The sequence below is a fragment of the Leptolyngbya sp. FACHB-8 genome (genome assembly GCF_014695575.1).
GTDB lineage: Bacteria > Cyanobacteriota > Cyanobacteriia > Elainellales > Elainellaceae > Vacuolonema.
Window position 1 is genome coordinate 40641 of the sequence record NZ_JACJOO010000055.1, and the last position, 24175, is coordinate 64815.

A 24175-nucleotide genomic window follows, 5' to 3' on the forward strand; every position below is an offset into this window, starting at 1 on the left:
CCCTCTTCATCCAAAGAAATTTCTGCTTCCTACGGCTACCGTCCGTCCGGTTTGCCAGACATTATTGAGGAGGCACCTCTGCCGTTTGCTGAGTTCCGGGAAGAGGTTGTACCTGGGCTTGCCAGGTAGCGATCGCCCGTTGTGCCTCTGCATAGGCGGGAGTATTGGGCGGTACATAGTTGGCCACTTGAATGGCCAAACCTAATGCTCCCTGAGATGCATTGAGATTAGCCAAATCCATGGTTTTCTGGCTCCAAACCGTAATCGAGCGCATAGCTGCCCGGTAAGTTTCGGGGCGATCGCTCGGCACCAGTTGAGCGGCGGAGATCGCTGCCTGGTAGTTTTGGGCCGCAATTACACTATCTCCACCATTTTGCCGAGCGGCTCGGCCAATGGCAATGTCAAAAATCATGGCGCTCCAGCGATCGAGAGATTGCTGTGCCTCTGCATACACTGGGTTGCCAGGAGGAATTTGTCGGAGTTGACGAATTGCTTCACCAATCTCGGATACCTGATTAGTCGGTGCGTCGCTACGGAAACGGGTAAGGGTTGCTCGGGCACTATCGAGGATCTGGCGATCACGATCCGTTGCAGCCAAATCATTTTTACCTGATGAGTCATCTCCTCCAGAGCCCACAGGGGGTAACTCAGGATTTTGAGGTGCGGCAGGGATCGGTTCAGGTTGAACGGTAGGTGACGGTGTGCCTGAATCAGTGGGTGATGGCTGTGGAGCTGCTTCTGTTCCCGATTCGCCAAGGGGTACGCTAGGAGAGGGTGGTAACGTCTCCTGTGTTCCGGGAGACGGTCGGGTCGTGGTTGGACGGGTTACTATTTCTCCATTTCTCACCACCACCAGAGCCAACAATGCTAGGAGTGTTAATCCTCCAAACAGAAGTAACTTCTGCCAGGTTTTCTCATCTTCTACGGGCACCTGCTCCTCGGAGGGAGCCGTCCCGTTGCCCATATCTGGTGGCGGTGGTGGTGGCAGTGGGGCCACGGGTGGTTCAGGGGATTGCAAAACTCCATCCTCGTCAGCAGATGAGTGAGCCTCCGATGGGCGCGATTTGCCGGGAAGCAACAGTTGATAGCGTTGCTGATCCGGAATGACGACGGCCGGATCTTGACGTGGCCGCCAGTGGTGTTCACTCAGTTCAGGAAGGCGATTGCGCAAAAATTGAGCTAACTGCTCCGGTGTCAGGCAGCCGTAGCTTCGCAACCCTTCTAACAAAACACTGGTAAACAGACCCTGCCGTAATAGCAGTGTTTCATGGGAAAACTGCTCAGGGCGACACGACAGAATAACGGGCAGTTGTAAATGCTGAGCTAACTCAAGAGTCTGTGCCCCTGCCCCCTCACCTCCTAGCGTGCCCTGGCTACGGTTCATGTCCAGCAACGTCAGAATGTTACGGGTTGGAGCTGCTTGCAAGATACCGAATAAATCTTCAACTGCAATCGCCGTGGCCGGAATCCGAGTCGGCTCGGCATCCATGGGCAAGAGGTAGTCTTTGTTCTGATATTGAGCTCCGTATCCGCTAAAAAACAACCACAACACATCATCAGGGCATAGACGGTGCTGGCACACATCCGTTAGCAAATCCAGAATTGTGTCTCGGTTTGGCGCAGGCTGACTGCTCCCATCCGGTGTCGCGTTATCACTTAACAGAAAACATTGCTCAATAGGGATTCCCCCTTCCATCGCCCAAACATGTTGCATGGCCTGGGCGTCCCGCTCTGCATAGGTCAGCGGTTGAAAGTTCTCGTATTGGTTGATTCCAATGGCGATCGCCCAGTAATTCACCATAATTTTGATGCCCTACCCCTCGCGCCTATAACTGCCTACAGGATTCCCACCTGAGCCCGCTGGATCGATCCATACTTCAAAGCCAGATGAGCTGATTTCCTAACAGTCAAACATAGCGCAACTTCCCAAAAGTGAATGCATGAAATGACGGCATTCGGGGATTTTCAGCTAAGGGGTAACAGGAACAACTTGCTGTTTCTATTACCCCTTGTTTTTTTACTCTCATTGCACTAACCTTGAAAGGTTGTGAACATTTTGATAGGCGCAGTCATCATGGCGGTTCCTAAGAAGAAAACCTCGAAATCTAAGCGAGATCAGCGTCGTGCGACGTGGCGTCGGAAAGCTGAGCTTCAGGCCAAGCGTGCCCTTTCTTTGGGTAAGTCGGTTCTGACTGGGCGTTCCTCTAGCTTCGTATATCCCACTGACGAGGAAGAAGACGAAGAGTAAATTCGTCATACAGTTACGAATCCGGTATGCTGGCGGTAATGGCAGCTCTTTTAGGGTAAGTTCCTATGCTGGGCAAGTTCTTTCGCAAGCCTGATCCTGAACTAGGCGATCGCGTTCCGCCAGGCCAACACCTCGCGAGCGGTTTCCCAGTTCTCACCTATGGTGAAACGCCATCGGTAGATCAAAGCGCCTGGGAGTTTCACGTTTGGGGGCTCGCCACACCCGCCACATTCCACTGGAATGATTTTATGGCGATGCCGCAGAGCGACTTCACCGCTGATTTTCATTGCGTCACAACCTGGTCAAAGCTGGATGTGCAATGGACTGGGGTGAAAGTTACCGATTTTATGAAGCACATTGAGGTGCCTCCCACTGCAACCCATGTGTTGCAGCATTGCTATGGAGGGTACACCACAAATCTTCCTCTCGAAGATTTTGTGCGAGACGAAAACTTTTTTGCCCACACCCTGTTTGGCGAACCCCTTCCTGTGCCCCATGGTGGGCCAATGCGTACAGTTGTTCCCCATCTCTATGCCTGGAAGAGTGCGAAGTGGATTCGCGGGCTAGAGTTCCTCGATCACGATGAGGCAGGCTTTTGGGAGCGTAATGGCTACCATCATCGGGGTGACCCGTGGGAAGAAGAGCGCTATAGTGTTTAGGCTTATTAGTAAGCTGATGTTGCGTTTCCTTCACTATCGCAACGCCTCCTAAGCTCTCAGTAAACTACTCATAGAAAAAGACTTGCTATAGGAAGAAGTCGAACATAAAACTATAGTTTTATGTTCGACTTCTTCCTATAGCAAATCGTGGGAGACTCTATCCGAAGAGAGTTTTTCGTAATTTTGACGTAGCTATAGCCCTTTGCAGCCCATAGCCATATTTTGTTGTCTAATTTTCAGGTTTATCATGGAGATGAGGGGTAGTTAACCCTATAACGTCTCCTGGGGTGAGCGTCTCGGCTACTGCACATCAGTCGAGCCTGTCGCGAATACGTAGGAATTTCATAGCCAGGGGCCGCCGACCGACGCTTCACCACACGTTTCGGTCGCATTGAACGCACTGTCTCTTCACGGATCAAGTCTGTGCTACTGCCTATGAACGCGTCCCGACGAGCCGGTTTTCAAATGGCCAACGATTGTTTTCGTAAAGCAGCTCACGCTCGTTGGCATCGACAACAAAGTAAACTTCATATTCTGCGATCGCAACTCGGTTTTCGCGAAGCGGAAAACACCCGTCCACTTGTATGCCAGGATTGCATTCACTACCACGGCATTGCCTATGGATGTGGGGAAAATCGAGCGATGCTCATCTGCGGCTTCTATCCTCTTGGTTGGGACGGAGACCTGTGCCCAGAATGGTGCGGCCCAGCCTAAAGAAGATTAGTTTAACTATGTTCTGGAGTATGAAACCAGGTTTCAAACCCAAGGCATACCCACCCAAACTCGTTATGAGCGCGTGTTTTTTGTGCGCGAAGCGCACGAAAAACACGCCCCAAATCAGGCATTACAGATTGATGTACAACGTACGTTAATCTGTAATGTTTTGTAAGTTACTGAAGATGGGAGAATAGAAGCAGTTTTGTCGAGAGCAAGGGTCATGCTGAAACGAATTGCCGTTCTCCTGCTAGTCAGTTTGGTGGTTATCTTGCAGGGGTGTTCGGTCGGAACAACGTTGCAGAGCTATGCAGATAACTATGATGGATACGAGTTTTTGTATCCCAATGGTTGGGTAACAGTCAAAGTACCCGGTGGTCCCGATGTGGTGCTGCATGACCTGATTGAAGAAACAGAAAACGTGAGTGTCATCATTAACCCCGTACCCGATGGCAAAACTCTGGAAGATCTGGGTACTCCCAGCGAAGTTGGGTATCGCTTACAGAAACAGGCGATCGCCCCTGCCGATTCTGGGCGGCAAGCAGAACTCATTAGTGCCGATCGCAAAGACGTTGACGGGAAAACTTATTACTTATTGGAGTACGAAGTCAAACTCCCGAATCAAATTCGACACAACCTTGCGAGTGTCATTGTGCGTCGGGGTCAGCTCTTCACCTTCAATCTCTCAACCACCCAGCGTCGATGGGAAAAAGTTCAAGACCAGTTTCGTAAGGTTGTAAATTCCTTCTCTGTTTACTAACCACTGATAGCCATCTAGCTCTGAGTAAGAAGAGAGGGCAGGGTAAAATACCTGCCTTCTCTTTTTGCCCTAAACTAGGCGTCCCTAAACAAAACAGGGCTTACGCATTCTTGTTATGTACTGTGTGCTTTCATCACACAACAAGAATGCGTAAGCCCTATAAAACTCCGATTTTTGCGTGCGCTTAGTGTACGCAAAAATGGGCACTTCAGCTTATAGGATTGCTCAAAAACAAGGGTATTTTCTGTAAAGTACCTGCTCAGCCGGTACTTTAGATCATCCAAGAAGAAATAAGTTTGCAGTTAAGGAGATTTTCAGCAATGAATTTACCCAGGATGTTGGTGCTTTGCCCGCAAAACGGGCAAAGCACCAACATCCTGGGTAAATTCTTAGGCAAAAACTCTCTAAGAGGGATACCGGCGAGAGTTGTACTCAGAGCCGAGCAGATCTTTCCGTTGTTTTTTTTGATGTTGGCGTAGTCGGGAGCGCCACTGCCGAATTTGTTCTGCAGTTCTTGAGAAGGGGGAATAGCTCGAAGAGGAGGAGTCTTCTTCTACACTGTCAGTCAACTGGCGTTTAGTTGTCATGCAATCCGCCAGGTTGTCCATGTAGGATTCCAGTTCGAGGGCTCGCTGGACTTGCTCAACCGTGTGGTAACGCTCGCTCACCGACACTTTCAGCATCTTGTCAAGGATGCGGGCCAGGAAATCACTAACATAGACTTCCTGTTCCCAGCGCAATTCGCCGGTCAAGGGGTCGTAGTCAAACTCCATGGGAGGCTTGCCTGTGAGGAGATAGAGGCAAGTGACACCGACCGCATAAATGTCGCTGGAGAAGGTGGGCCGCATTGCCAACTGCTCGGGTGGAGCAAAGCCCAGAGTACCCACAAATTGTGTGGTCATGCCGCCGCCTGTACGGTCATTTTCAACAATCTCTTCTTTAACAGCACCAAAGTCAATTAAAACGAGGCGACCGTCATCATCGCAGCGAATGATGTTAGGGGGTTTGATATCCCGGTGAATAACCTGCTGCTTATGGACATAATCAAGAATCGGAAGAATCTCTCGTAGAAAGCGTTTAACGTAGCTTTCGGATTGAGGGCCGTTCTTTTTAATTTCCTTGGCTAGGGTGTTACCTGGTACATATTCCTGTACAAGGTAAAACTCTCCATCTACCTGAAAATAATCCAGCAAGCGTGGAATTTGGGCATGGCTACCCAGTTGGCTGAGAATTTTTGCTTCTCGCTCAAATCGTTCGCAGGCTCGCTTGATGGCAACATCGTTGTTTACCTTGGGGCACAACTGTTTGATAACGCAATAGGGATTTCCAGGAAGTAGCATATCCTGGGCCAGGAACGTTACCCCAAAGCCCCCTCTTCCTAAGGCTTTAATGACTTGGTAGCGATCGCGAAACCGTTGTTCTGTACCGCAAGCTCCGTTCAAGTCCGTAGATCCCTGGGGATTGGAGCGACGAGAGTTCAGTATGGCTGTAGAAAAATCCATAGACCTCGCAGGGGTAGCAGACCTGGACAGAGTAGCTTTGATTGTAGAAATTTTAGAACGAAACTTAATGAATGCCAAAGAATCAGGGAAAATCTTCGGAAAAGCTTACAGAGAAGCCGCTACCATCCCCATTAGACAAAGATTAACAGAAGCTATAGAGAGCTTAGAAATCTCATGAGCTAGCTGCACAAAGACTTTAAGGAAATAAAGGGTTTATAAAGATTGTCACAAATTCCCGGGGTAGATACTTCCGTAAATCTGGTGAAATCAGGGATAGAAGCGGCACTCAGGGACTGAGGAAGACCTATGAGGCCTAACTAAGGGTTACGCACTCCTACGGAAAATCCTGGATTCTACGGACACTTCGGCCAGAAATCCACAGCATCATACCCCAATTCCTCTAGCATTTCCCGAAGCAGTGGCAGACTGAGGCCGATGACATTGGTATGGCACCCGACCAATTTCTCGACAAACAGTCCCCCCTTGCCTTCCAAGGCAAAGCACCCAGCACAGCTTAAGGGTTCCCCTGTAGCGACGTAGGCTGCAATTTGGCGATCGCTCACCTCTGCAAAGTGAACCTCGGTCATCCGGTAGCGAACCAAGGTTTGCGAGTTGTCCGTATCTACCAACGCATGCCCTGTATAAAGTTGACCCATCTGGCCCCGCATTTGTTTCCATCGGGCGATCGCTTCCTCTGCATCCGCAGGCTTGCCATGAATTTCTCCATCGATCGCCAGTACAGAGTCGCAGCCCAACACCAGCGCTTTAGAAAACTGCTGAGCTACTACTTCTGCCTTACCCAGAGCCAACTGCTGTACCAGCTCTACAGGGTTGCTGCTTTGAATTTGGCTTTCATCAAAATCACTGGCCTGAACTGTGGGTTCGATACCTGCCGTTTGTAAGAGGCGACGACGGGCTGGAGAAGCGGATGCTAATACAAACAAAGGAGCCTGGGAAGTCATGGCAGCAGTTGTGAGGATAGTTGCGTGCATTCCAACGCTGAGATTAACAGAAGTGGGGACGATCGCCAATTCGGCCGAATTTTTCCTCTTAGCCTAATATTTAACCTGAGTTCGGGTTAAGGGCGTTTTCGAGTGCCGCGCAACGCGCGGCACTCGAAAACGCTTATTTTGGCGTGCGTTTTGCGCACGCCAAAATAAGCACTTCAGCTTATCCCGAACTGAAGTTAACTAAAGTGACAAAGGCTATAGAAATCCAATAAAAAGCAGGAGTGACAAAGGCACTCCTGCTTTTTGTATTTGAGCCTCAGTTTAGACTGATTCCGTTGCCTGAACCTGAACAGCAGGTTGGGGCTGGGGTTGGAACTGGAACAGAGAGTAAACCACGTTCCGACGGATATCCGTCATCATGTTCAAGAACAACTCGTAACCTTCGCTCTTGTACTCAATGAGTGGGTCTTTCTGGCCGTAACCCCGCAGGCCAACTGACTCTCGCAGAGCATCCATTTGTTGCAGGTGTTCCCGCCACAGGGTGTCGATTTGTTGAAGGATGAAGAATCGCTCAGCATCCCGCATCAGGCCGGGTTTGATGGTGTCTACCTGGGCCTCCTTAAGGTCATAGGCGATGCGTACCTGCTCATGGAGGAAGGTCTTGATTTCGCCGGGAGAGAGGTCTTCCAACTGGGAGGATTCTAGATCCGCCAGTAGATAAACAAACTCTTTAACCTTGCCCACCATCTTGTCCAGTTCCCACTCTTCGGGTGGTAGGTCGGGGTTGACGTAGGCGTTGACGATGTCATCCATGGTCAACTCGGCATACTTCACCACCTGTTCCTTCAGGTCTTGACCTTCTAGAACCCGGCGACGCTCAGCGTAGATAGCACGACGCTGGTTGTTCATCACCTCGTCATACTCAAACACCTGTTTCCGGATGTCGTAGTAGTGGGTTTCCACTTTCTTCTGAGCCCCTTCCAGGGAGCGGGTAAGGATACCCGATTCAATCGGCATATCTTCTTCAACGCGGAAGGCGTTCATCAAGCCGGCAACGCGATCGCCCCCGAAGATCCGCAGCAGGTTATCTTGCAAGCTCAGGAAGAATCGGGTAGAACCGGGGTCGCCCTGGCGACCCGCACGGCCCCGCAATTGGTTATCAATCCGGCGAGACTCGTGACGCTCTGTACCAATGACATGCAGACCACCCAGAGTTACGACTTCTTCGTGTTCCCGTTTGGTGTACTGCTCGTATTCGTACTTGATCAGGTTGTAGGCTTCTCGTAACTGCAGGATGACCTGGTCGTTAATCGGGGCTTTTTCAGAAGCCGTCGCCACCATATCTTCCGCTTTCAGTTCAGGAATAGACTGTTCGCCATACTGCTGCACCGCGAAATCTACCGCTTCCTTCAACATCTTCTCCGCTTCGGCTGTCAGTTGGGCGGGATAGATTTGTGGCGATGCCTTCCAGGTTTTGACCTTTTTGGGGCCGTTGGCAAAGCCCTGCCCACCACTACGGCGAGCATTTCCCGACATAGGACGAACGACACCGAACCCGTCGTCTTCTGGTTGCACAATACGGGGCATGAAGTATTCCCGTACTTTAAGACGAGCCATGTACTCGGCGTTACCCCCAAGGATAATGTCGGTTCCCCGGCCTGCCATGTTGGTGGCAATGGTTACAGCCCCCTTACGGCCTGCCTGAGCGATAATCTCAGATTCTCGCTCTACGTTCTCTGGCTTTGCGTTCAGCAGGTTGTGGGGCACCTGTAATTGGGACAGCAGGTTGGAGAGAACTTCAGACTTCTCCACACTGGTTGTTCCTACCAGTACTGGGCGGCCCATTTCGTGCATCTCAGCACACTCCTGGGCGACGGCTTTCCATTTCGCTTCTTCCGTCTTGTAAACCACATCCGACAAATCTTGCCGCACGTTAGTGCGGTTAGTGGGGATGATAGTGACTTCCAGGTTGTAGATCTTTTCGAATTCCGCCTCTTCTGTCTTAGCGGTACCGGTCATCCCCGCCAGTTTTGGATAGATTCGGAAGAAGTTCTGGTAGGTGATCGTCGCCATAGTCTGAGTCTCTGGCTGAATCTCTACATGCTCTTTGGCTTCCACAGCCTGGTGTAGACCATCACTCCAGCGACGACCCGGCATAACCCGTCCGGTAAATTCGTCCACGATCACCACTTCGCCATCTCGAACGATGTAGTTTACGTCCTTGATGAACAGTTCTTTGCCCTTAATGGCGCTAAAGATGTAGTGCGCCCAGGGATCGGCAGGGTCAAACAGGTCCTTCACGCCCAGCAATTGCTCAGCGCGGATGAAACCTTCGTCTGTCAGCAGTACGTTGCGCTGCTTCTCATCGACTTCGTAGTGCTCTTCGTTGTTGAGTTGAGCAGCGACTTCAGCGGCTCGCAGGTATTTCTCGCTGGGGCGATCGACCTGACCCGAAATGATCAGCGGTGTCCGGGCCTCATCAATGAGTACAGAGTCTACTTCGTCGATGACACAGTAGTTAAAGGGGCGCTGCACCACCTCGTCCATCGTGGTGGCCATGTTGTCGCGCAGGTAGTCAAACCCTAACTCGCTGTTGGTGGCGTAAGTGATGTCGCAGCCGTAGTTACGACGGCGATCGGGGGGCGACATGGATTGCTGGATCAAACCAACCGTCAGGCCAAGAAAACGGTGCACCTGTCCCATCCACTCGGCGTCCCGGCGGGCCAGGTAGTCGTTCACAGTCACAACGTGAACGCCTTTTCCGGAGAGTGCGTTCAGGTAAGCCGGTAAAGTCGATACCAGGGTTTTACCTTCCCCAGTTTTCATTTCAGCGATTTGGCCATCATGAAGGACCATACCGCCGAGGAGCTGTACATCGAAGTGGCGCAGGCCCAGTACCCGACGCCCCGCTTCTCGAACAACTGCAAAAGCTTCAGGCAGCAGGTCATCCAGGGTTTCGCCTTTTTCAAGCCGCTGTTTGAACTCTGCGGTTTTGCCTCGTAATTCTTCGTCCGACAGTGCTTGCATGTCGGGTTCGAGGGAGTTCACCAACGCGATATCCGGTTGATATTTCTTGAGCTTGCGGGCGTTGGGATCACCTAACAGAGTTTTCAACATAGCAAAGCAAAAGTGTAAAGTATGCTGCGTTTGATGGGGATTGGAGCGGAGGGCAAAGGGTCTAGTCGACCCTCCGGCAGTAGCCTGAAACTGCTGAAACCGCTTGCGAACGATTCCTGTGGAGACGGCGAAGCCGATCGCCAGAACAGTTATAGCCACGTAGATTCATCCTACCACCTGGCCACAAAACCGGAATTGCGGATGCCCGCACCTGTCACGAGCATAACTTATCGTTACCGATTGGGTTAAAGGGAGAGGGGAATGAAGCATACCCTCTCTTTTTAACCCAACCGGTAATAGCTCAATCAGGAAAGTTAGGAGAAAGTTAGGAGGTAGAGGAAAGATCCCGGTTCAAGCGTGCTCTTCCTTATATAGGTGGCTTGTGTAAGCCGTGTTAATTCTAAGGAGATTTCCAGTAATGAAATTACCCCCAGAATGTTGGTGCCTTGCCCGCTTCGCGGGCAAAGCACCAACATTCTGGGTAAATTCTTATGCAGAAACCTCCTAAGTTCGGGGTAAGGACTGCTTTAATAGCGGCACATTACGTGACTATCAAAGTAGTCCTGACTCTGAACTGGCTATTTGAACAAGGGAGCGATCCACGCGATCGCCAGACTCAGCAGAATACTTATTTCTGCCACCTTGTAGGCTGTGAGGGTTTGAACCCAGAGGGCGATCGCATCCAAACTCCAGGTTTTGTGGCTTTGGAGGATTTGGGGCCACCAGTGGCGAGGATGATCTTGGGGACGGAAGCGCCAGTCCCAGATGGATAGGAGCAAGGGCCGACCACCAATTTTGGCACTCATGAGCAGGTGCAGCGCCAGCGCCATAACCAGACCGACCCAGGCCGTTAAATGGGCATAGTACCAAGCGTGGGTGAGTTCTCCCTGAGGTAACCAGGTAGAATCCATCATCTTTCCGGTGAACAAGGCTGTCGTGAGGGCCAGTAGCATGAGGCTATTGGTGGCCCGGTGTAGGGTGTACCACCAGATAGGCTGACCGATCTGTTGCAGGTGATCGGCTGTGTTGGTTTGTAGTAGGCGGTTCTGACCGCGTCGCAAGGCGTAAATAGTTAGCGCAGGAAAGAGCAACAACGTCCACAGCCCGAAGGTGCCATGAATACCTTCAACGGCTCGCCATAGGGGAAGCGGCAAGCCACCCCAACGATTGTCATAGGTCGTGTAAGTCCAGTAGGCCGTGAGGATGGCAGCGATCGCACACCCCCCGGTTAGACCATGCAGCAACCGAAGTAATAGGGGTTGGTAAGGACGGGAGGCAGGCATAGTTTGGCGATACGGGAGGATAGTTTGGCGATACGGGAGGGAAGTTGGGAGTTTAACAGCAAAAGCTAGAACCGATAGAGTGCTCAGAGGCAGTCGCGCTCAAGGGCAATCGCCACAAAAGCCCTACCGGAATATCTGGAGCGTCGAACCAGAAATGGCTACAACGATGTTCCTGGTCTTACCCAATAAATTGTTTATGACCTTAGTGAAATATCTATGAAAAATTGGATGATTGTAGAAAATTTTCTTGGAAGAAGTTTTAGAAAGCTTTGACTTTGTAACTGAAAGTACGAAGGAAATTAGGGGGGTACCTGGTAAATTAAGAAAAATTTGTAGTGGGAAACTGCAATGCTTTGCTAGACAGGCATCGTATCCTTTTGATCCAAATCTTCACAGCTGTTCTGTGGCTGATACGGGCTGTTGAAGCATTTATTTCACCCTTTGGATGGGTTTCAAAGATGTATTTGAAGGTTGAAATATATAGCTACACAACAGAGTTCGGTTGCATCTTTAATATTGGTTTTCTTCATTCGCCGGGCCACCCTTCTGTAGAGCCCGGTTAATGTTAAGTCCCTAACGTTTTGAGCGAGTTACCTGTAGGTCTCAGGCATTTCATAGGGATTTCACGCTTCCTTGGCATGCTGTAAAACTGTCTACCCCTTTCCGTTGAGAAGCACTCTGCATATGTATCCAACGAACCAGTGGAACCAGATCGACCCAGAATTTTGGCGCGGTAAGCGGGTTTTTGTGACAGGGCACACGGGCTTTAAAGGAAGCTGGCTTTGCCTTTGGCTTCAATATTTGGGGGCACAGGTTACCGGATATGCGATCGCCCCGCCTACCTCTTCCAATCTGTTTGAGCTGGGGCAAGTGGGAACCGGCATGGTGTCGATTCACGGCGACGTCTGTGACCCAGTAGCGCTAAAGCAGGCGATGACAGATAGCCAGCCTGAAATTGTGTTTCATTTGGCGGCCCAAGCCTTGGTGCGATCGTCCTATAGTGCACCAGCGATGGCCTACCAGGCCAATGTGATGGGTGCCGTGAATGTGTTAGAAGCCGTGCGGCAAACCCCCAGTGTACGGGCGGTCGTGAATGTAACCTCTAACGCCTGTTATGAAAACCGGGGATGGCAGAACGGCTATCGAGAAACCGACCCTCTGGGTGGCTATGACCCCCACAGCAATAGCAAAGCCTGTGCGGAGATGGTGACAGCAACCTATCGCAACACCTTCTTCAACCCTCTGTCCTACGGTGACCATGGGGTAGCTGTTGCGACGGCTCGCAGCAGTAACGTTATCGGTGGTGGGGACTGGGCGACGGATCGCCTGGTGCCGGATGTGATGAAAGCATTGTTAGCAGGTAAATCAGTGGTCGTCCGCAACCCCCGAGCAACCCGCCCCTGGCAGCATGTTCTAGAACCCCTGCAAGGTTACCTGTTACTGGCAGAACGGCTTTACCAGGAAGGGATTATCTTTGCGGAACCCTGGAACTTTGGCCCGGATGAACGCCATTGTGAGATGGCAGGGGCGATCGCCGACCAACTCTACATCCTGTGGGGCAGCCCTAACAACTGGCAGCCAGAGGCTGAGATATCTGACCTGTACGAACGCGCTTTCCTCAAGCTGGATTCTACAAAGGCTCGCAGTCGCCTGGGATGGCACATTGTTCTGGATTTGAAGACAGCGCTTCGCTGGGTTGTGGATTGGACGAAAGCCTATCAGGTCGGTGAGGATGTGCGATCGCTCAGCCTGGGTCAGATTCGCCAATTTATGTCTATTGCTCAGAGCCGTAGCAGTTCGCGTACGTTGGCTGATGCTGCCCGTGATCCCGAAACGATGAAGCGCCTGTGGTCCTGTTGCTGACCTAATATTCAGGGCTAGAGCGTTTAGGACGAGTCGTTGCCGCAGAGAGTCTGCCAAAGTTTGGGCTCAAATTGTTGAGCAAATTTGGGTGTACTTGCCTGGAAGCCATGGCTACAAGCGCAAAAACTGCCTTCATGAGGTCGAGGGTAAAACCGCTCCTTTGTGAAGACCGATTTTGCTCCTGTAGTATCAATTTAGTTCTGACAAAAATGAGGTTGCTCCCAAAGGATCTTGTATTCAATACCGCCCTCCCTGGGTTAATCCCTAGTACGCTGAGGCGGAAATCCATCACCTATGTTTTTGTGTAGGGTGCTTCGCACCCTACACAAAAACATAGGTTACGAACTTAGGCCGCAGCCTACTAGGGTGGTGGATAGGGTTATAAACGTGCAGTTCTGAGTTAATTTCCTCCAGCATCTATGGGAAACCCATTAAGGGTTAATCCTTAGCTCTGGGGGACTCCAGTAGTTGAGCACAGCAGTGACATAAGAGGCATATGCGAATTCTTCTGGTAGAAGATGAGCCCGATTTGGGCCTGGCTATTAAATGGGCTCTCAAGCAGGAAAAGTATGTAGTGGATTGGGCTCAAACGGGGCCGGAGGGTTGGGAGTATCTGGACAACCCTACATCCCACTATGTAGTTGCCATTTTGGATTGGCTCTTACCGGGAATGTTGGGTATTGAGCTTTGCCAACGGTTGCGGCAACGGCAAAACCCTCTGCCCGTACTGATGCTGACGGCACGCGATCGCCTTGCGGACAAAGTGGCTGGTCTGGATGCCGGAGCCGACGACTATCTTATCAAGCCTTTTGATATGGAAGAGTTATTAGCACGGGTACGGGCTTTACAGCGGCGATCGCCCCACCACCCCGTGCAGCAGGTCCGCATCGGTAACCTCCTGCTTGACTACACGAGCCGCCTAGTGTTTTACCAGGCCGAAGCGTCTGAGAACCCGCAACCCATTGTTCTGACTAATAAAGAATTTCAGCTTTTGGAGTACTTTATGAGTCATCCCCATCACCTTGTTAGCAGCGAGCAACTCCTGGCCCAACTCTGGGAAATGGAAACCGAAGTTGCCAGTAATGTAGTCGCTGCCCAGATGCGTTTGCTGCGGCGTAAATTGGCCCAATATGGCTACGCTGACCTGATCGAAACTGTGCCCAGCATGGGCTATCGCATTAATCCCACCTATGTCCAGTAGCCCACCGTTTCGCCTGAGCCGCCGCCGCCTCGCTGCCTGGTATACCGGGGTCATGTCCCTGATCCTGATTGCCGGAAGCTATGCCATTTATCGCCTGGTGGTGCATGCCCGTTGGATGCACCTGGAACGGGGAATGCAGCAGATGGCGATCGTCCTGGAACGCCGTCTTCAGCCCATGCTGGAACAACCTGGCCAGATTGATTTGAGCCAGGGAGAGCAACTACCGGGCCTATGTGTGAAGGATATGCCCTGTTTTTCCTCTGCTCGCCCTGAGCCCTTCATTACGCAACTTCAAACCGAACTGGATGACATGTCATCTCTGGCGAAGGATAGATACTGCATCCGATTTCTAGATTTGGCAGGAAACCCAGTCGCGACCCTTAGCATCCCTCAAACCAACACATCTTGCACGTCGAAGAAATTTTGGAAATGGCTGCGCGATGGCGATCGCGAGCACTATCATCAAAAGCGCTATCCCCTCCATACCCTGAACCATGATGAATGGGGCACATTGCAAATTGCTCGCTCCCTCAACACGTTGGATATTTACCTATTAGGAGTGGAGTTAACGTTGCTGGGGCTGTTACTGCTGGCGATCGCCCTGGTGGGCTATGCCAGTTGGTGGCTAGCCGGGATGGCCATGCAACCGGTGCAGCAATCCTATGAGCGAATGCAGCAATTCACCGCTGATGCGGCCCATGAACTCCGAACCCCGGTAGCGGCGATTCGAGCCATGGTACAAGCTGCCCTCCGCTCATCAGAGTTATCGCCCGAAGAGGTGAATGCGACGCTGCAAACCGTGGATCGCCAGAGCCAACGGCTTTCTCGGTTGATGCAAGACCTCCTCGTACTCTCGCAACTGGAGCAGGATAAGGAAACCCACACTCGAAAAATCTGCGACCTCAGCCTTTTACTCAAGGATGTAATCGATGAGTTCCAGGGAATTGCCATCAACGCTCAGTTACAGCTACGCCTGGAACTGCAAACTGCTGGGCCTGTGCATGTGCTTGGGCAGCCTGAGCAACTGCACCGGGCTGTGGCTAATTTAGTGAGCAATGGAATTCAATACACTCCTGCGGGTGGCCAGGTAACTGTGCAGTTGCTCAATGAGGCAACCTATGAAGCGACAATTCGTGTCAAAGATACCGGAGTCGGAATATCACCCGAAGCTCAGAGCAAAATTTTTGACCGCTTCTACCGCGTGGATAAGGAGCGATCGCGCCACTCGGGGGGAGCCGGTCTAGGGTTAGCCATTGTGCAGGCCATTGTCCACGCCCATAAGGGTACAGTCCACGTTGAGAGTGAGCCCGGTCGAGGCAGTGTATTTACAATTCGACTCCCCGTCTTGCTGGTGCTGTAGATACAGCCTTTGGAACTGCAAAACGGCCCTATCGGAGCTATTTTGTACAAGACTTACGCATTTGTGTAGTGGGTGGAGTGCGAAGCACCCCACCCACTACACAAATACACTACAGATAGCGGGCTTGCGTAAGTCCTGTTGCAGTTCCAAAGGCTGTATTAAAAGCGTTAAGGGGTGGACTGCCACTCGGGGCTCAACTCCCGATAGTTGTAGTTAGTGGCTCCCGGATGGCAGGAGACACAACTGGCTAAAGAAGCACGGGGGACGTCCACATCGGGGTGTAGGGCCCGGAAGAAGCGGGAATCATCAATGCGTTGAGGTACTTCCTCATTGGCTCGAAGGGGCCGGGAAGAAAATTGCAAGTAGTTCCATACCAGATCCAGTACAGGGGATCGGAGAGGCGTAATCTGTGTTCCATAATGCTGTTCTTGCACGAGGATGCGACCCCAGGATTGAGTTGGCATCACGGCTGGAGATGGTGCAATGTGACAGGAGGAACATTCCCGCAGATAAACCTGTTCACCCAACTGAAAGCGTTCTGGGACGACGTCTAGCGACGCCACAGTAAATTCGGGCGGGCGGGTGGGCTCGCTGGCCTGAGCTAACCCCCACCCCAACCCTAGACTCCACAGAGCAACTATCAGAGCAACTCCCAGGGAAGACGGGAGAAATGGTCGCATCTTTTTTGGAAAAGATAGACGACCTGTAAGCTCGAAAATCCGGACGCGAAGCCAACTGAGCAATGAATACCTGCGCAAAACCACACCTCAACCAACGTAAAACGGATAACGCTCAAACTGAAAAAGTCAGCAATTCCTAACTATAATCTTTGCCTTTCTCAACGCAACTCTCGAGGAAACCGCTATTCTTTTGGATCAAATCGCTGCCCCTTGAATCACTAACTCTGTATCCAGTCTTCACTCTATCTTCGTCGGACACAGGTGTCTGAAAGGAGCAAGACGGCGGTCACCGCCAAAATGTTGCGGAAAAAGTCGTAGAGAAATCGCCATCAGGATAACCCGGTGGAGTGAGGAAGACGCCTAAGCGATTGATGTAATTTCAGTCATAATATTTCACATCAATTAACAGAGTTCTCTCGCACTATGGCTTCGGCCTCTGCTGTATTGTTCTTTACCTGCCCCTTTAGACCCCTACAGCAGCCTTCAAGAACAGTGTTTGATCAAGTCCTACCACGATACACAGGAATGGGAATCGGAAATGGAAAAAGCTACGGATTTTCGCCACGTACAGTTTCATCTCCACGAAGGGCTGAATCCTGGGACAGGTTCTCGCTCGGTGGATTTACATCAGCTTCAGGAATTGTTTCGAGTGGCGGCTTTCTGGGCAGCAGAGCGGACTCTGGAAGATTTGACGATCGCCATTACTAACAGTAAGCCTGTCGTGACCGCGTGGAATGGCGATCGCCAGATCGGCTTTGCCCGTGCCACTTCCGATGGGGTGTACCGAGCTACTATCTGGGATGTCGTTATTCATCCTGACTATCAGGGGGCTGGGCTGGGGCGCAAATTGGTTGAGACGGTGCTGATGCACCCGCACGTCAACCGGGCCGAGCGAGTTTATCTGATGACAACCAATCAGCAGCATTTCTACGAGCGCATTGGCTTCGAGGAAAACCAAACAACGACAATGGTATTGTTTAACAAACCTGTGACTGTAGCTCAACAAGACTGGTCAGCGGTAAACGAGCTGGCCCGTTGAGGTAGCATTCCCAACCTTTTTAACCTCAATTCGGGATCAGCCCAAGAGCCCTTTTCTGCGTACACATTGCGTACACAGAAAAGGGCTTTTTCGAGAGGCGTGCAAAGCGCACCTCTCGAAAAAGCCCTTAACCCGAACTCAGACTGCTTAGATCAATCAGGACTTACGCATTTAAGTTGTAGGTGGTGTGCTTTGCACACCACCTACAACTTAAATGCTCTAGGTATAGTGTACTTACGTAAGTCCTACCAATGATGGGTTGGATAGTGAGAGATGAAATACTCCTTCACAAATTATTCCCTTTTATTTCAGGGGGGTGTGAACCGCTACTCACTCGAAACAACGAAATACAGGGCGATCGCACCCTGTACTTCGTTGTTTTGAGTGCTAGTGCTGTATCGCTACATTAACTTTTTGGGGTTGATTAAAGAGTAACAGCGAAAAAATGGGAACTTTTTGGAAATCATTGGGGCCTGTGGTGAATCTACCCACAACCCTCAAAATTTAGCTGCCCACTTGTAAATCAAGGGGTCATTCCATGGACGCTACTCAACTCAAATCCTACCGCCAACTCGGGTTGGATCGGTTGGAACAACTCTTGCTTCAATTGCCCGCCCAAGCCAACGACGCCGATCGCTTTGTCGATAAAGCGATTCGCCAACTCTCCGGGTTACCTCCCGCCCCAACCGGAGCTCCTCCCTATCAGGGCATCTACAGTGCTGCCTTCACCTTTGAGCAATATCGGGATGGTGCAACTGATCGGCTGGAAGATCTGATGCTCAAGTTGCCCGCTCTCAATTCCCTTGATGGTGAAGTCGACAGCTGGATTCGGAAGCTGTCAGACTTACCCGAACGGCCAACGGGTAGTGACCCTTACGTACGGCTCTTTGTTCTCCGGGAAGACACTCCTGACGTTCCATCTATCACAGGCCCGGCGATCGCAACGCCCTCCAAAATTTATGTAACCTCCGACCAGATGTTCAAAATCATCGGGTCGACCCAGCATAGCGATCGCGTCAATGCTATGATGCCTGGCATTAACGTGACCCTGAAGCGCTTCAACATCAATACTCCGCTACGAATGGCCCACTTTTTCGGCCAAATTTTGCACGAAAGTGGCGGTTTCCGCTGGCTCCGGGAACTCTGGGGGCCAACCGATGCTCAAACCCGCTACGAACCTCCCTCCCGGCTAGCCCAAAATCTTGGCAATACCCAAGCCGGAGATGGCAAGCGCTATATGGGGCGCGGAGTAATCCAGCTGACTGGACGTGCCAACTATGCGCAGTTCTCTAAAGCCATGGGTGTTGATTTTCTATCAAATCCGGACCTTGTCGCATCCCCCCAATACGCTGTCACCGCCGCTGGCTGGTTCTGGGATACCCGCAACATCAATAAAGCTGCGGATCAGGATGACCTGCTAAAAGTAACCCGTCAAGTCAACGGCGGCAAAAACGGCCTCGCCGACCGAGAAAAATACCTGAAACGCGCCAAACAGGTTCTCGGCTGTTAAGCAACAACTGCACGAGAAAACAGTGAGGGGTGGCACAACGTGCCACCCCTCACTGTTTACAGCGCTTTGCGCCTGAATCCGCTACGGTTGTTTTTGTGAGAGCTACGCGGAGCGCAGCTCTCACAAAAACAACCAAATTTTCAGCGCTTGAAAAGCGCTGTAACCCACTACTGTTGACCTACAACATCACCCCAGCCTGATCCAAACCCCACAGATGTGAAGCGACCTAACACCACCTTTGCAAAACCTCCTTGCCTAGGGGGGCTGGGGGAGGGGCACCCCGTCCACCAGTCGGGAGGTTTGAAGGGCGACGCGCCTTCAAGCTAGATCTCTGCAACTAATTCAACGTCAGTTCGGGATAAGCCGGACCGCCCATTATTGCGTGCGCGACGCGCACGCAATAATGGGCTTTTTCGAGTGCCGCGCTTCGCGCGGCACTCGAAAAAGCCCTTAACCCGAACTGAGGTTAATTCACAATCCTTCGCTATTACCCTTCCCCATCACCGATAAGCTTTTGGGATGATTGCAATATACCCCATTGCTTAATCCGCAACAGCCGATTCCTGTGGAGCCGCCACCGATCGCACCACCAATGCCGTCGTCAACGCATCCACCACCCGCGCCGCCGGGAAAATCTCCATCTGCAACCCCGGAATATTCGCCTGCCCCGCCGGTACGATCGCCCGCTTAAACCCCAGCTTCATTGCCTCCCGCAACCGCAACTCCAGCTGAGACACTGGCCGCACCTGTCCTCCCAACCCAACCTCACCAATAATGACGGTTTCTGGGTCAACAATGCGATCGCGAAAACTAGCGGCTACGGCGATCGCCACTCCCAAATCCGCTGCCGGTTCCCCTACACTAATTCCCCCTGACGACGACACATAGGCATCCAACTTTGACAGGGGAATCCCCACCCGCTTCTCCAACACCGCTAGAATTTGCAGAAAGCGGTTGTACTCAATCCCCGTTGTAGAACGCCGAGGCGAGGGATAACTGGTGGGACTCACCAACGCCTGCAACTCCACCAGAAGAGGCCGTGTGCCCTCGCAAGCAACAATGGTAGCCGTACCGGGAGTTTCCTCATCCCGCGTCCCCAAGAACAACGCTGAGGGGTTCAAAACCTCTGCCAAACCCCGATTTACCATCTCGAATACTCCCAATTCCTGGGTGGCACCAAAGCGGTTTTTGACCGAGCGGAGAAGACGATGACTGGCGAAGCGATCGCCCTCAAAATACAGCACCGTATCCACGAGGTGTTCGAGCACTTTGGGACCGGCGATCGCCCCTTCCTTCGTCACATGCCCCACAATAAACAGCGAAATATGATTCCGCTTTGCCAACTGCATCAGTGCTGACGTACACTCCCGTACCTGCGCCACCGACCCCGGTGCCGAGGTTAACTGAGCGAAGTACAACGCCTGAATACTGTCGATGACTGCCACTTGAGGTCGAAGCGCCTCCAACTCCGCCAAAATCGTGTCTAGATCGGTTTCTGGCAACAAGTAAAGCTGAGAATCGGACTGTACTTCATCTGTCTTTTCATTCGGCTCCTCGGCTCGCCTGCTCTTCGGCTCCTCGGCTCCCACACCAACTCCCAACCGCTGAGCTCGCAGTTTCACCTGCTGACCGGACTCTTCTGCACAGACATAAAGGACTTGGTAGCTCTGGGCTAGGCGATTTGCCGCCTGAAGCAAGAGAGTCGATTTTCCAATACCCGGATCGCCACCAATCAAAACGAGAGAACCAGGAACAATCCCGCCACCGAGAACGCGATCGAGTTCGCCATAGCCTGAAGAAAGGCGAATTTGGGGATGGTCGGTGATTTGGTTGAGGGTGAGAGAGGCTAGGGGTTGCGATTGCCCTACGACCCCCACCGCGCCCCCACGTCCGGGCCGTACTGCTGTTCCCTTCCGAGTCGTACTTGCTGTTGTCGCAGGAGCAGCCTGTTCAATTAAGGTATTCCAGCTGCCGCAGAAGGAGCAACGACCGAAGTATTGGGCTGATGTTGCTCCACATTCATTACAAACGTAAACCGAGCGGGATTTTGGCATAGATTAAAACGAAAGATGTCAGGGGCTATGAAGGGGATCAACGCAAATTGGTTGACAATACTTAATCAAAACAACCAGAACAAAACTTATTGCAGCCGCTAAACTTTGTACAAATATTAAAAAAGGCTGAAATGTATGGTTCACCACATTTTCGACAATCTATGAAAAGTCAATTAAGCTACTATCTTTAGTGAAAGGGTGAAAGAAATTAACATCCAAAAGATTCGTTTCAAGGAGTGTTGAGTAAATTGGAGAACCACAAAGAAAAAATTCTGGTAGTCGATGACGAAGCCAGCATCCGTCGTATCCTTGAAACCCGTCTCTCCATGATTGGATACGACGTTGTCACCGCCGCCGATGGGGAAGAAGCGCTGGATACCTTCCGGCACGCTGACCCCGATCTCGTTGTGCTCGATGTGATGATGCCAAAGCTAGACGGGTACGGGGTTTGTCAAGAGCTGCGTAAAGAATCTGACGTCCCTATTATTATGTTAACGGCCTTAGGAGACGTTGCCGACCGGATCACCGGCCTTGAATTAGGGGCCGATGACTATGTCGTCAAGCCTTTCTCCCCAAAAGAACTGGAAGCCCGCATCCGCTCCGTTCTGCGCCGCGTCGAAAAGACGGGTACCACGGGTATTCCCAGCTCTGGCGTTATCCAGATCAATACAATTCGTATCGATACTAACAAGCGTCAAGTTTACAAAGGTGACGAGCGCATTCGGCTCACAGGTATGGAATTTAGCCTGCTAGAACTGCTAGTTGGTAAGTCCGGCGAGCCCTTCTCCCGCTCCGAAATCCTCCAGGAAGTTTGGGGCTACACTCCTGAGCGTCATGTAGATACCCGAGTCGTGGATGTACACATCTCCCGTCTGCGGGCCAAGCTGGAGGATGACCCCAGCAACCCTGAACTAATCTTGACAGCCCGTGGTACTGGCTATCTCTTCCAGCGAATTGTCCCACCTGGGGAAGAAAAAGTACTTGGATGAGCGATTTCTTCCTTCAAAGCCGTTAGGGGAGATCGTCCATCTGATAGAATTTTTGAGGTTTCTATCACTTCGAGCGAATGGGTTTAACTCGAGCACGGATCGCCGTTGATGCGATGGGCGGAGACTATGCCCCTTCAGAGATTGTCGCTGGGGCACTGAGGGCACAGGAAGAATTGGATGCCGACGTTCTGCTAGTCGGAGACCCTCAGCAGGTCAAAGCATCCCTGGAGCAACACAATGCTTCAGCAAATATGGAAATTATTCCGGCAGAGGGCGTCATCGAGATGCACGAGGAACCGCTTACTGGTATCCGTCGTAAGCCTCGTGCCTCCATTAATGTCGCAATGGATTTGGTGAAGCAGGGGCAAGCTGATGCGGTCGTGTCAGCGGGGCACTCTGGAGCAGCGATGGCTTCTGCTCTACTGCGCCTGGGGCGTCTACCAGGCATCGATCGCCCTGCTATTGGAGCGGTACTACCGACGATGGTTTCCAAGCCCGTGTTGGTGCTGGATGTTGGGGCCAACGTTGACTGCCGACCTAAGTTTCTAGAGCAATTTGCCCTGATGGGTCAGGTGTATTCCAAGTATGTGCTGGGTACTGCCGAGCCAAAGGTTGGCCTGATCAATATTGGGGAGGAATCCACCAAGGGAAATGATTTGGCCGTCCGAGCTCATCAGATGCTGCAAGACAACCCCCGTATCTCCTTCGTTGGAAATGCTGAAGGCCGAGATGTTCTGTCGGGGCATTTCGATGTGGTGGTCTGTGATGGCTTTGTCGGGAATGTGTTGCTGAAGTTCGCTGAAGCCATTGGTGAGGTGATGCTTCAAACCATTCGGGAGGAGCTGCCTCAGGGCCTCAATGGGAAACTTGGAACCATGCTGCTCAAGCCAAACCTGCGTCGCATTAAACAACGCATTGACCATGCCGAGCATGGCGGTGGCTTGTTACTTGGGGTCGCTGGGGTTTGTATTATTAGCCATGGCAGCTCCCAGGCTCCCTCCATTTTCAATGCTATCCGTATGGCAAAGGAAGCGGTTGATCACCGTGTCCTGGAGCGGATTCGTGCCCAATTTGAACAATCTGAATCAGTAGCGGCTGAGGGCCAAGCTCTCTCCCGGAGCACTGATCAACCAGAGGTTAACGAGTAATGCTGGAACGGTTCGGTGCAGGGGTAATGGTCACAGGATGTGGTTCCAGTGCCCCCGCTACAGTTTTGGATAACGACGCCCTTAGCCGGGTCGTAGAGACCTCTGACGAGTGGATCTCAAGCCGCACAGGCATCCGCCGACGGCGTATTGCTGGCCCTGAGGATTCGCTGCGATCGCTTGCTGCTACCGCAGGTCGCCAAGCCCTCGAAATGGCTGGGGTTGCTCCAGAATCTCTGGATCTGATTCTATTAGCGACCTCTACACCGGATGACCTGTTTGGCACTGCCTGTCAGATTCAGCACGAGCTGGGGGCCCCCCAGGCCGTTGCTTTTGATCTGACAGCGGCCTGCTCAGGCTTTGTTTTTGGCATGGTGACGGCTTCGCAATACATTCGCACTGGTGCCTATCGGACTGTGTTGTTGATTGGGGCGGATGTGCTATCTCGTTGGGTGGATTGGGGCGATCGCCGTACCTGTGTCCTCTTTGGGGATGGTGCTGGAGCTGTCGTTCTACAAGCAAGCGATACTCAGGACAATCTTCTAGGATTTGAATTGCGCAGCGATGGCACCCTTAATGGTTGCCTGAATCTGGCGTATCAGAGCGAAGCCCATGTCCTTAGAGATGAAGTCGAAGTCCGTAAGGGTACCTTCCACCCCATTACGATGAATGGTCAGGAAGTCTATCGCTTTGCTGTGCGGCGTGTTCCTGAAGTCATTGAAAAAGCTTTGTTCCGGGCCAATCTGACCGTCGATCAGGTAGATTGGCTGTTGCTACATCAGGCTAACCAGCGCATTCTTGATGCGGTTGCTGATCGTTTGGGCATCCCAGCAGAGCGGGTCATGAGCAATATGGCTGAGTATGGTAACACCTCGGCTGCCTCAATCCCTTTGGCTCTGGATACATGGGTGCGATCGGGTAAAGTGCAACCGGGTCAGGTGATTGTAACGGCAGGATTCGGAGCAGGTCTAACCTGGGGCTCATCTATTTTCCGCTGGGGCCGCTAAAGCCTGTTTTATAGGTAACGTTTGAAAAAATACATTTTGAGCAGGCCGCCGAGGCCTCATCTTTCGTGTGTAATGCGCACGAAAGACTTTTGTT

20 protein-coding genes are annotated in these 24175 nt (G+C 51.8%); 13 read left to right on the forward strand and 7 right to left on the reverse strand.

The window, feature by feature from the left end:
* Positions 1-61: 61 nt before the first annotated feature.
* Positions 62-1801 carry a caspase family protein gene (locus H6F91_RS13465; RefSeq protein ID WP_190772455.1) on the reverse strand — a complete coding sequence of 580 codons (1740 nt, stop codon included), beginning with the start codon at positions 1799-1801 and terminating at the stop codon, positions 62-64.
* A 273-nt stretch (positions 1802-2074) separates the two neighbouring features.
* Here H6F91_RS13465 and rpmF point away from each other — a divergent pair, with 273 nt between their 5' ends.
* The 4 genes from rpmF to psbP all read left to right on the forward strand — a co-directional run bounded on the left by rpmF (position 2075) and on the right by psbP (position 4381).
* On the forward strand, positions 2075-2248 hold the full coding sequence (gene rpmF / locus H6F91_RS13470; protein WP_190772456.1) for a 50S ribosomal protein L32: 174 nt from the start codon (positions 2075-2077) through the stop codon (positions 2246-2248).
* Positions 2249-2313: 65 nt separating this feature from the next.
* Positions 2314-2907, forward strand: coding sequence for a sulfite oxidase-like oxidoreductase (locus H6F91_RS13475; protein ID WP_190772457.1), 594 nt, complete (start codon positions 2314-2316; stop codon positions 2905-2907).
* Positions 2908-3342: 435 nt separating this feature from the next.
* The gene (locus tag H6F91_RS13480; RefSeq protein WP_199307809.1) at positions 3343-3621 is read left to right on the forward strand and encodes a hypothetical protein; all 279 of its coding nucleotides are present in this window, start codon (positions 3343-3345) and stop codon (positions 3619-3621) included.
* 223 nt (positions 3622-3844) lie between these two features.
* Complete coding sequence (gene psbP / locus H6F91_RS13485; RefSeq protein WP_190772458.1) at positions 3845-4381, forward strand: photosystem II reaction center PsbP; 537 nt, start codon at positions 3845-3847, stop codon at positions 4379-4381.
* A gap of 404 nt (positions 4382-4785) precedes the next feature.
* Here psbP and H6F91_RS13490 read toward each other — a convergent pair whose 3' ends face one another.
* A complete protein-coding gene (locus H6F91_RS13490; protein ID WP_190772459.1) occupies positions 4786-5883 on the reverse strand; it encodes a serine/threonine-protein kinase in 1098 nt (365 codons plus the stop codon).
* On the opposite strand from H6F91_RS13490, the gene H6F91_RS13495 reads away from it, so the two are divergent.
* Complete coding sequence (locus H6F91_RS13495) at positions 5864-6061, forward strand: hypothetical protein (RefSeq protein ID WP_190772460.1); 198 nt, start codon at positions 5864-5866, stop codon at positions 6059-6061. The two genes, H6F91_RS13490 and H6F91_RS13495, sit on opposite strands and share 20 nt — an antisense overlap.
* A gap of 175 nt (positions 6062-6236) precedes the next feature.
* On the opposite strand, the gene H6F91_RS13500 is transcribed toward H6F91_RS13495, so the two are convergent.
* The 3 genes from H6F91_RS13500 to H6F91_RS13510 all read right to left on the reverse strand — a co-directional run bounded on the left by H6F91_RS13500 (position 6237) and on the right by H6F91_RS13510 (position 11233).
* Positions 6237-6845: a nucleoside triphosphate pyrophosphatase gene (locus H6F91_RS13500; protein ID WP_190772477.1), complete on the reverse strand. Its 609-nt coding sequence runs from the start codon at positions 6843-6845 to the stop codon at positions 6237-6239.
* 309 nt (positions 6846-7154) lie between these two features.
* Positions 7155-9950, reverse strand: a complete 2796-nt coding sequence (secA, locus tag H6F91_RS13505; protein ID WP_190772478.1) for a preprotein translocase subunit SecA — start codon at positions 9948-9950, stop codon at positions 7155-7157.
* Positions 9951-10528: 578 nt separating this feature from the next.
* Positions 10529-11233, reverse strand: a complete 705-nt coding sequence (locus tag H6F91_RS13510) for a cytochrome b/b6 domain-containing protein (RefSeq protein ID WP_190772461.1) — start codon at positions 11231-11233, stop codon at positions 10529-10531.
* Between the two features lie 684 nt (positions 11234-11917).
* Here H6F91_RS13510 and rfbG point away from each other — a divergent pair.
* The 3 genes from rfbG (at position 11918) to rppB (ending at position 15657) form a co-directional block, all read left to right on the forward strand.
* Positions 11918-13096, forward strand: coding sequence for a CDP-glucose 4,6-dehydratase (rfbG, locus tag H6F91_RS13515; protein ID WP_199307810.1), 1179 nt, complete (start codon positions 11918-11920; stop codon positions 13094-13096).
* 496 nt (positions 13097-13592) lie between these two features.
* The gene (gene rppA, locus H6F91_RS13520; RefSeq protein ID WP_190772462.1) at positions 13593-14297 is read left to right on the forward strand and encodes a two-component system response regulator RppA; all 705 of its coding nucleotides are present in this window, start codon (positions 13593-13595) and stop codon (positions 14295-14297) included.
* Positions 14287-15657 carry a two-component system sensor histidine kinase RppB gene (gene rppB, locus H6F91_RS13525; protein ID WP_190772463.1) on the forward strand — a complete coding sequence of 457 codons (1371 nt, stop codon included), beginning with the start codon at positions 14287-14289 and terminating at the stop codon, positions 15655-15657. The genes rppA and rppB overlap by 11 nt, the downstream gene beginning before the upstream one ends.
* A 167-nt stretch (positions 15658-15824) precedes the next feature.
* Here rppB and H6F91_RS13530 read toward each other — a convergent pair whose 3' ends face one another.
* Positions 15825-16337: a cytochrome C gene (locus H6F91_RS13530; RefSeq protein WP_190789383.1), complete on the reverse strand. Its 513-nt coding sequence runs from the start codon at positions 16335-16337 to the stop codon at positions 15825-15827.
* Between the two features lie 538 nt (positions 16338-16875).
* Here H6F91_RS13530 and H6F91_RS13535 point away from each other — a divergent pair.
* Together H6F91_RS13535 and H6F91_RS13540 are read left to right on the forward strand one after the other, a co-directional pair.
* Complete coding sequence (locus tag H6F91_RS13535) at positions 16876-17376, forward strand: GNAT family N-acetyltransferase (RefSeq protein ID WP_190772465.1); 501 nt, start codon at positions 16876-16878, stop codon at positions 17374-17376.
* 538 nt (positions 17377-17914) lie between these two features.
* On the forward strand, positions 17915-18886 hold the full coding sequence (locus tag H6F91_RS13540) for a glycoside hydrolase family 19 protein (protein ID WP_190772466.1): 972 nt from the start codon (positions 17915-17917) through the stop codon (positions 18884-18886).
* Positions 18887-19428: 542 nt separating this feature from the next.
* On the opposite strand, the gene radA is transcribed toward H6F91_RS13540, so the two are convergent.
* Complete coding sequence (radA, locus tag H6F91_RS13545; RefSeq protein WP_190772467.1) at positions 19429-20940, reverse strand: DNA repair protein RadA; 1512 nt, start codon at positions 20938-20940, stop codon at positions 19429-19431.
* 236 nt (positions 20941-21176) lie between these two features.
* Here radA and rpaB point away from each other — a divergent pair, with 236 nt between their 5' ends.
* The 3 genes from rpaB (at position 21177) to H6F91_RS13560 (ending at position 24081) form a co-directional block, all read left to right on the forward strand.
* Positions 21177-21929, forward strand: coding sequence for a response regulator transcription factor RpaB (gene rpaB, locus H6F91_RS13550; RefSeq protein ID WP_190772468.1), 753 nt, complete (start codon positions 21177-21179; stop codon positions 21927-21929).
* Positions 21930-22006: 77 nt separating this feature from the next.
* Positions 22007-23077 carry a phosphate acyltransferase PlsX gene (gene plsX, locus H6F91_RS13555; protein ID WP_190772469.1) on the forward strand — a complete coding sequence of 357 codons (1071 nt, stop codon included), beginning with the start codon at positions 22007-22009 and terminating at the stop codon, positions 23075-23077.
* Entirely contained in the window at positions 23077-24081 is a 1005-nt protein-coding gene (locus H6F91_RS13560) for a beta-ketoacyl-ACP synthase 3 (protein WP_190772470.1), read from the forward strand. Before plsX ends, H6F91_RS13560 begins: the two co-directional genes overlap by 1 nt.
* The last annotated feature ends 94 nt before the right edge of the window (positions 24082-24175 follow it).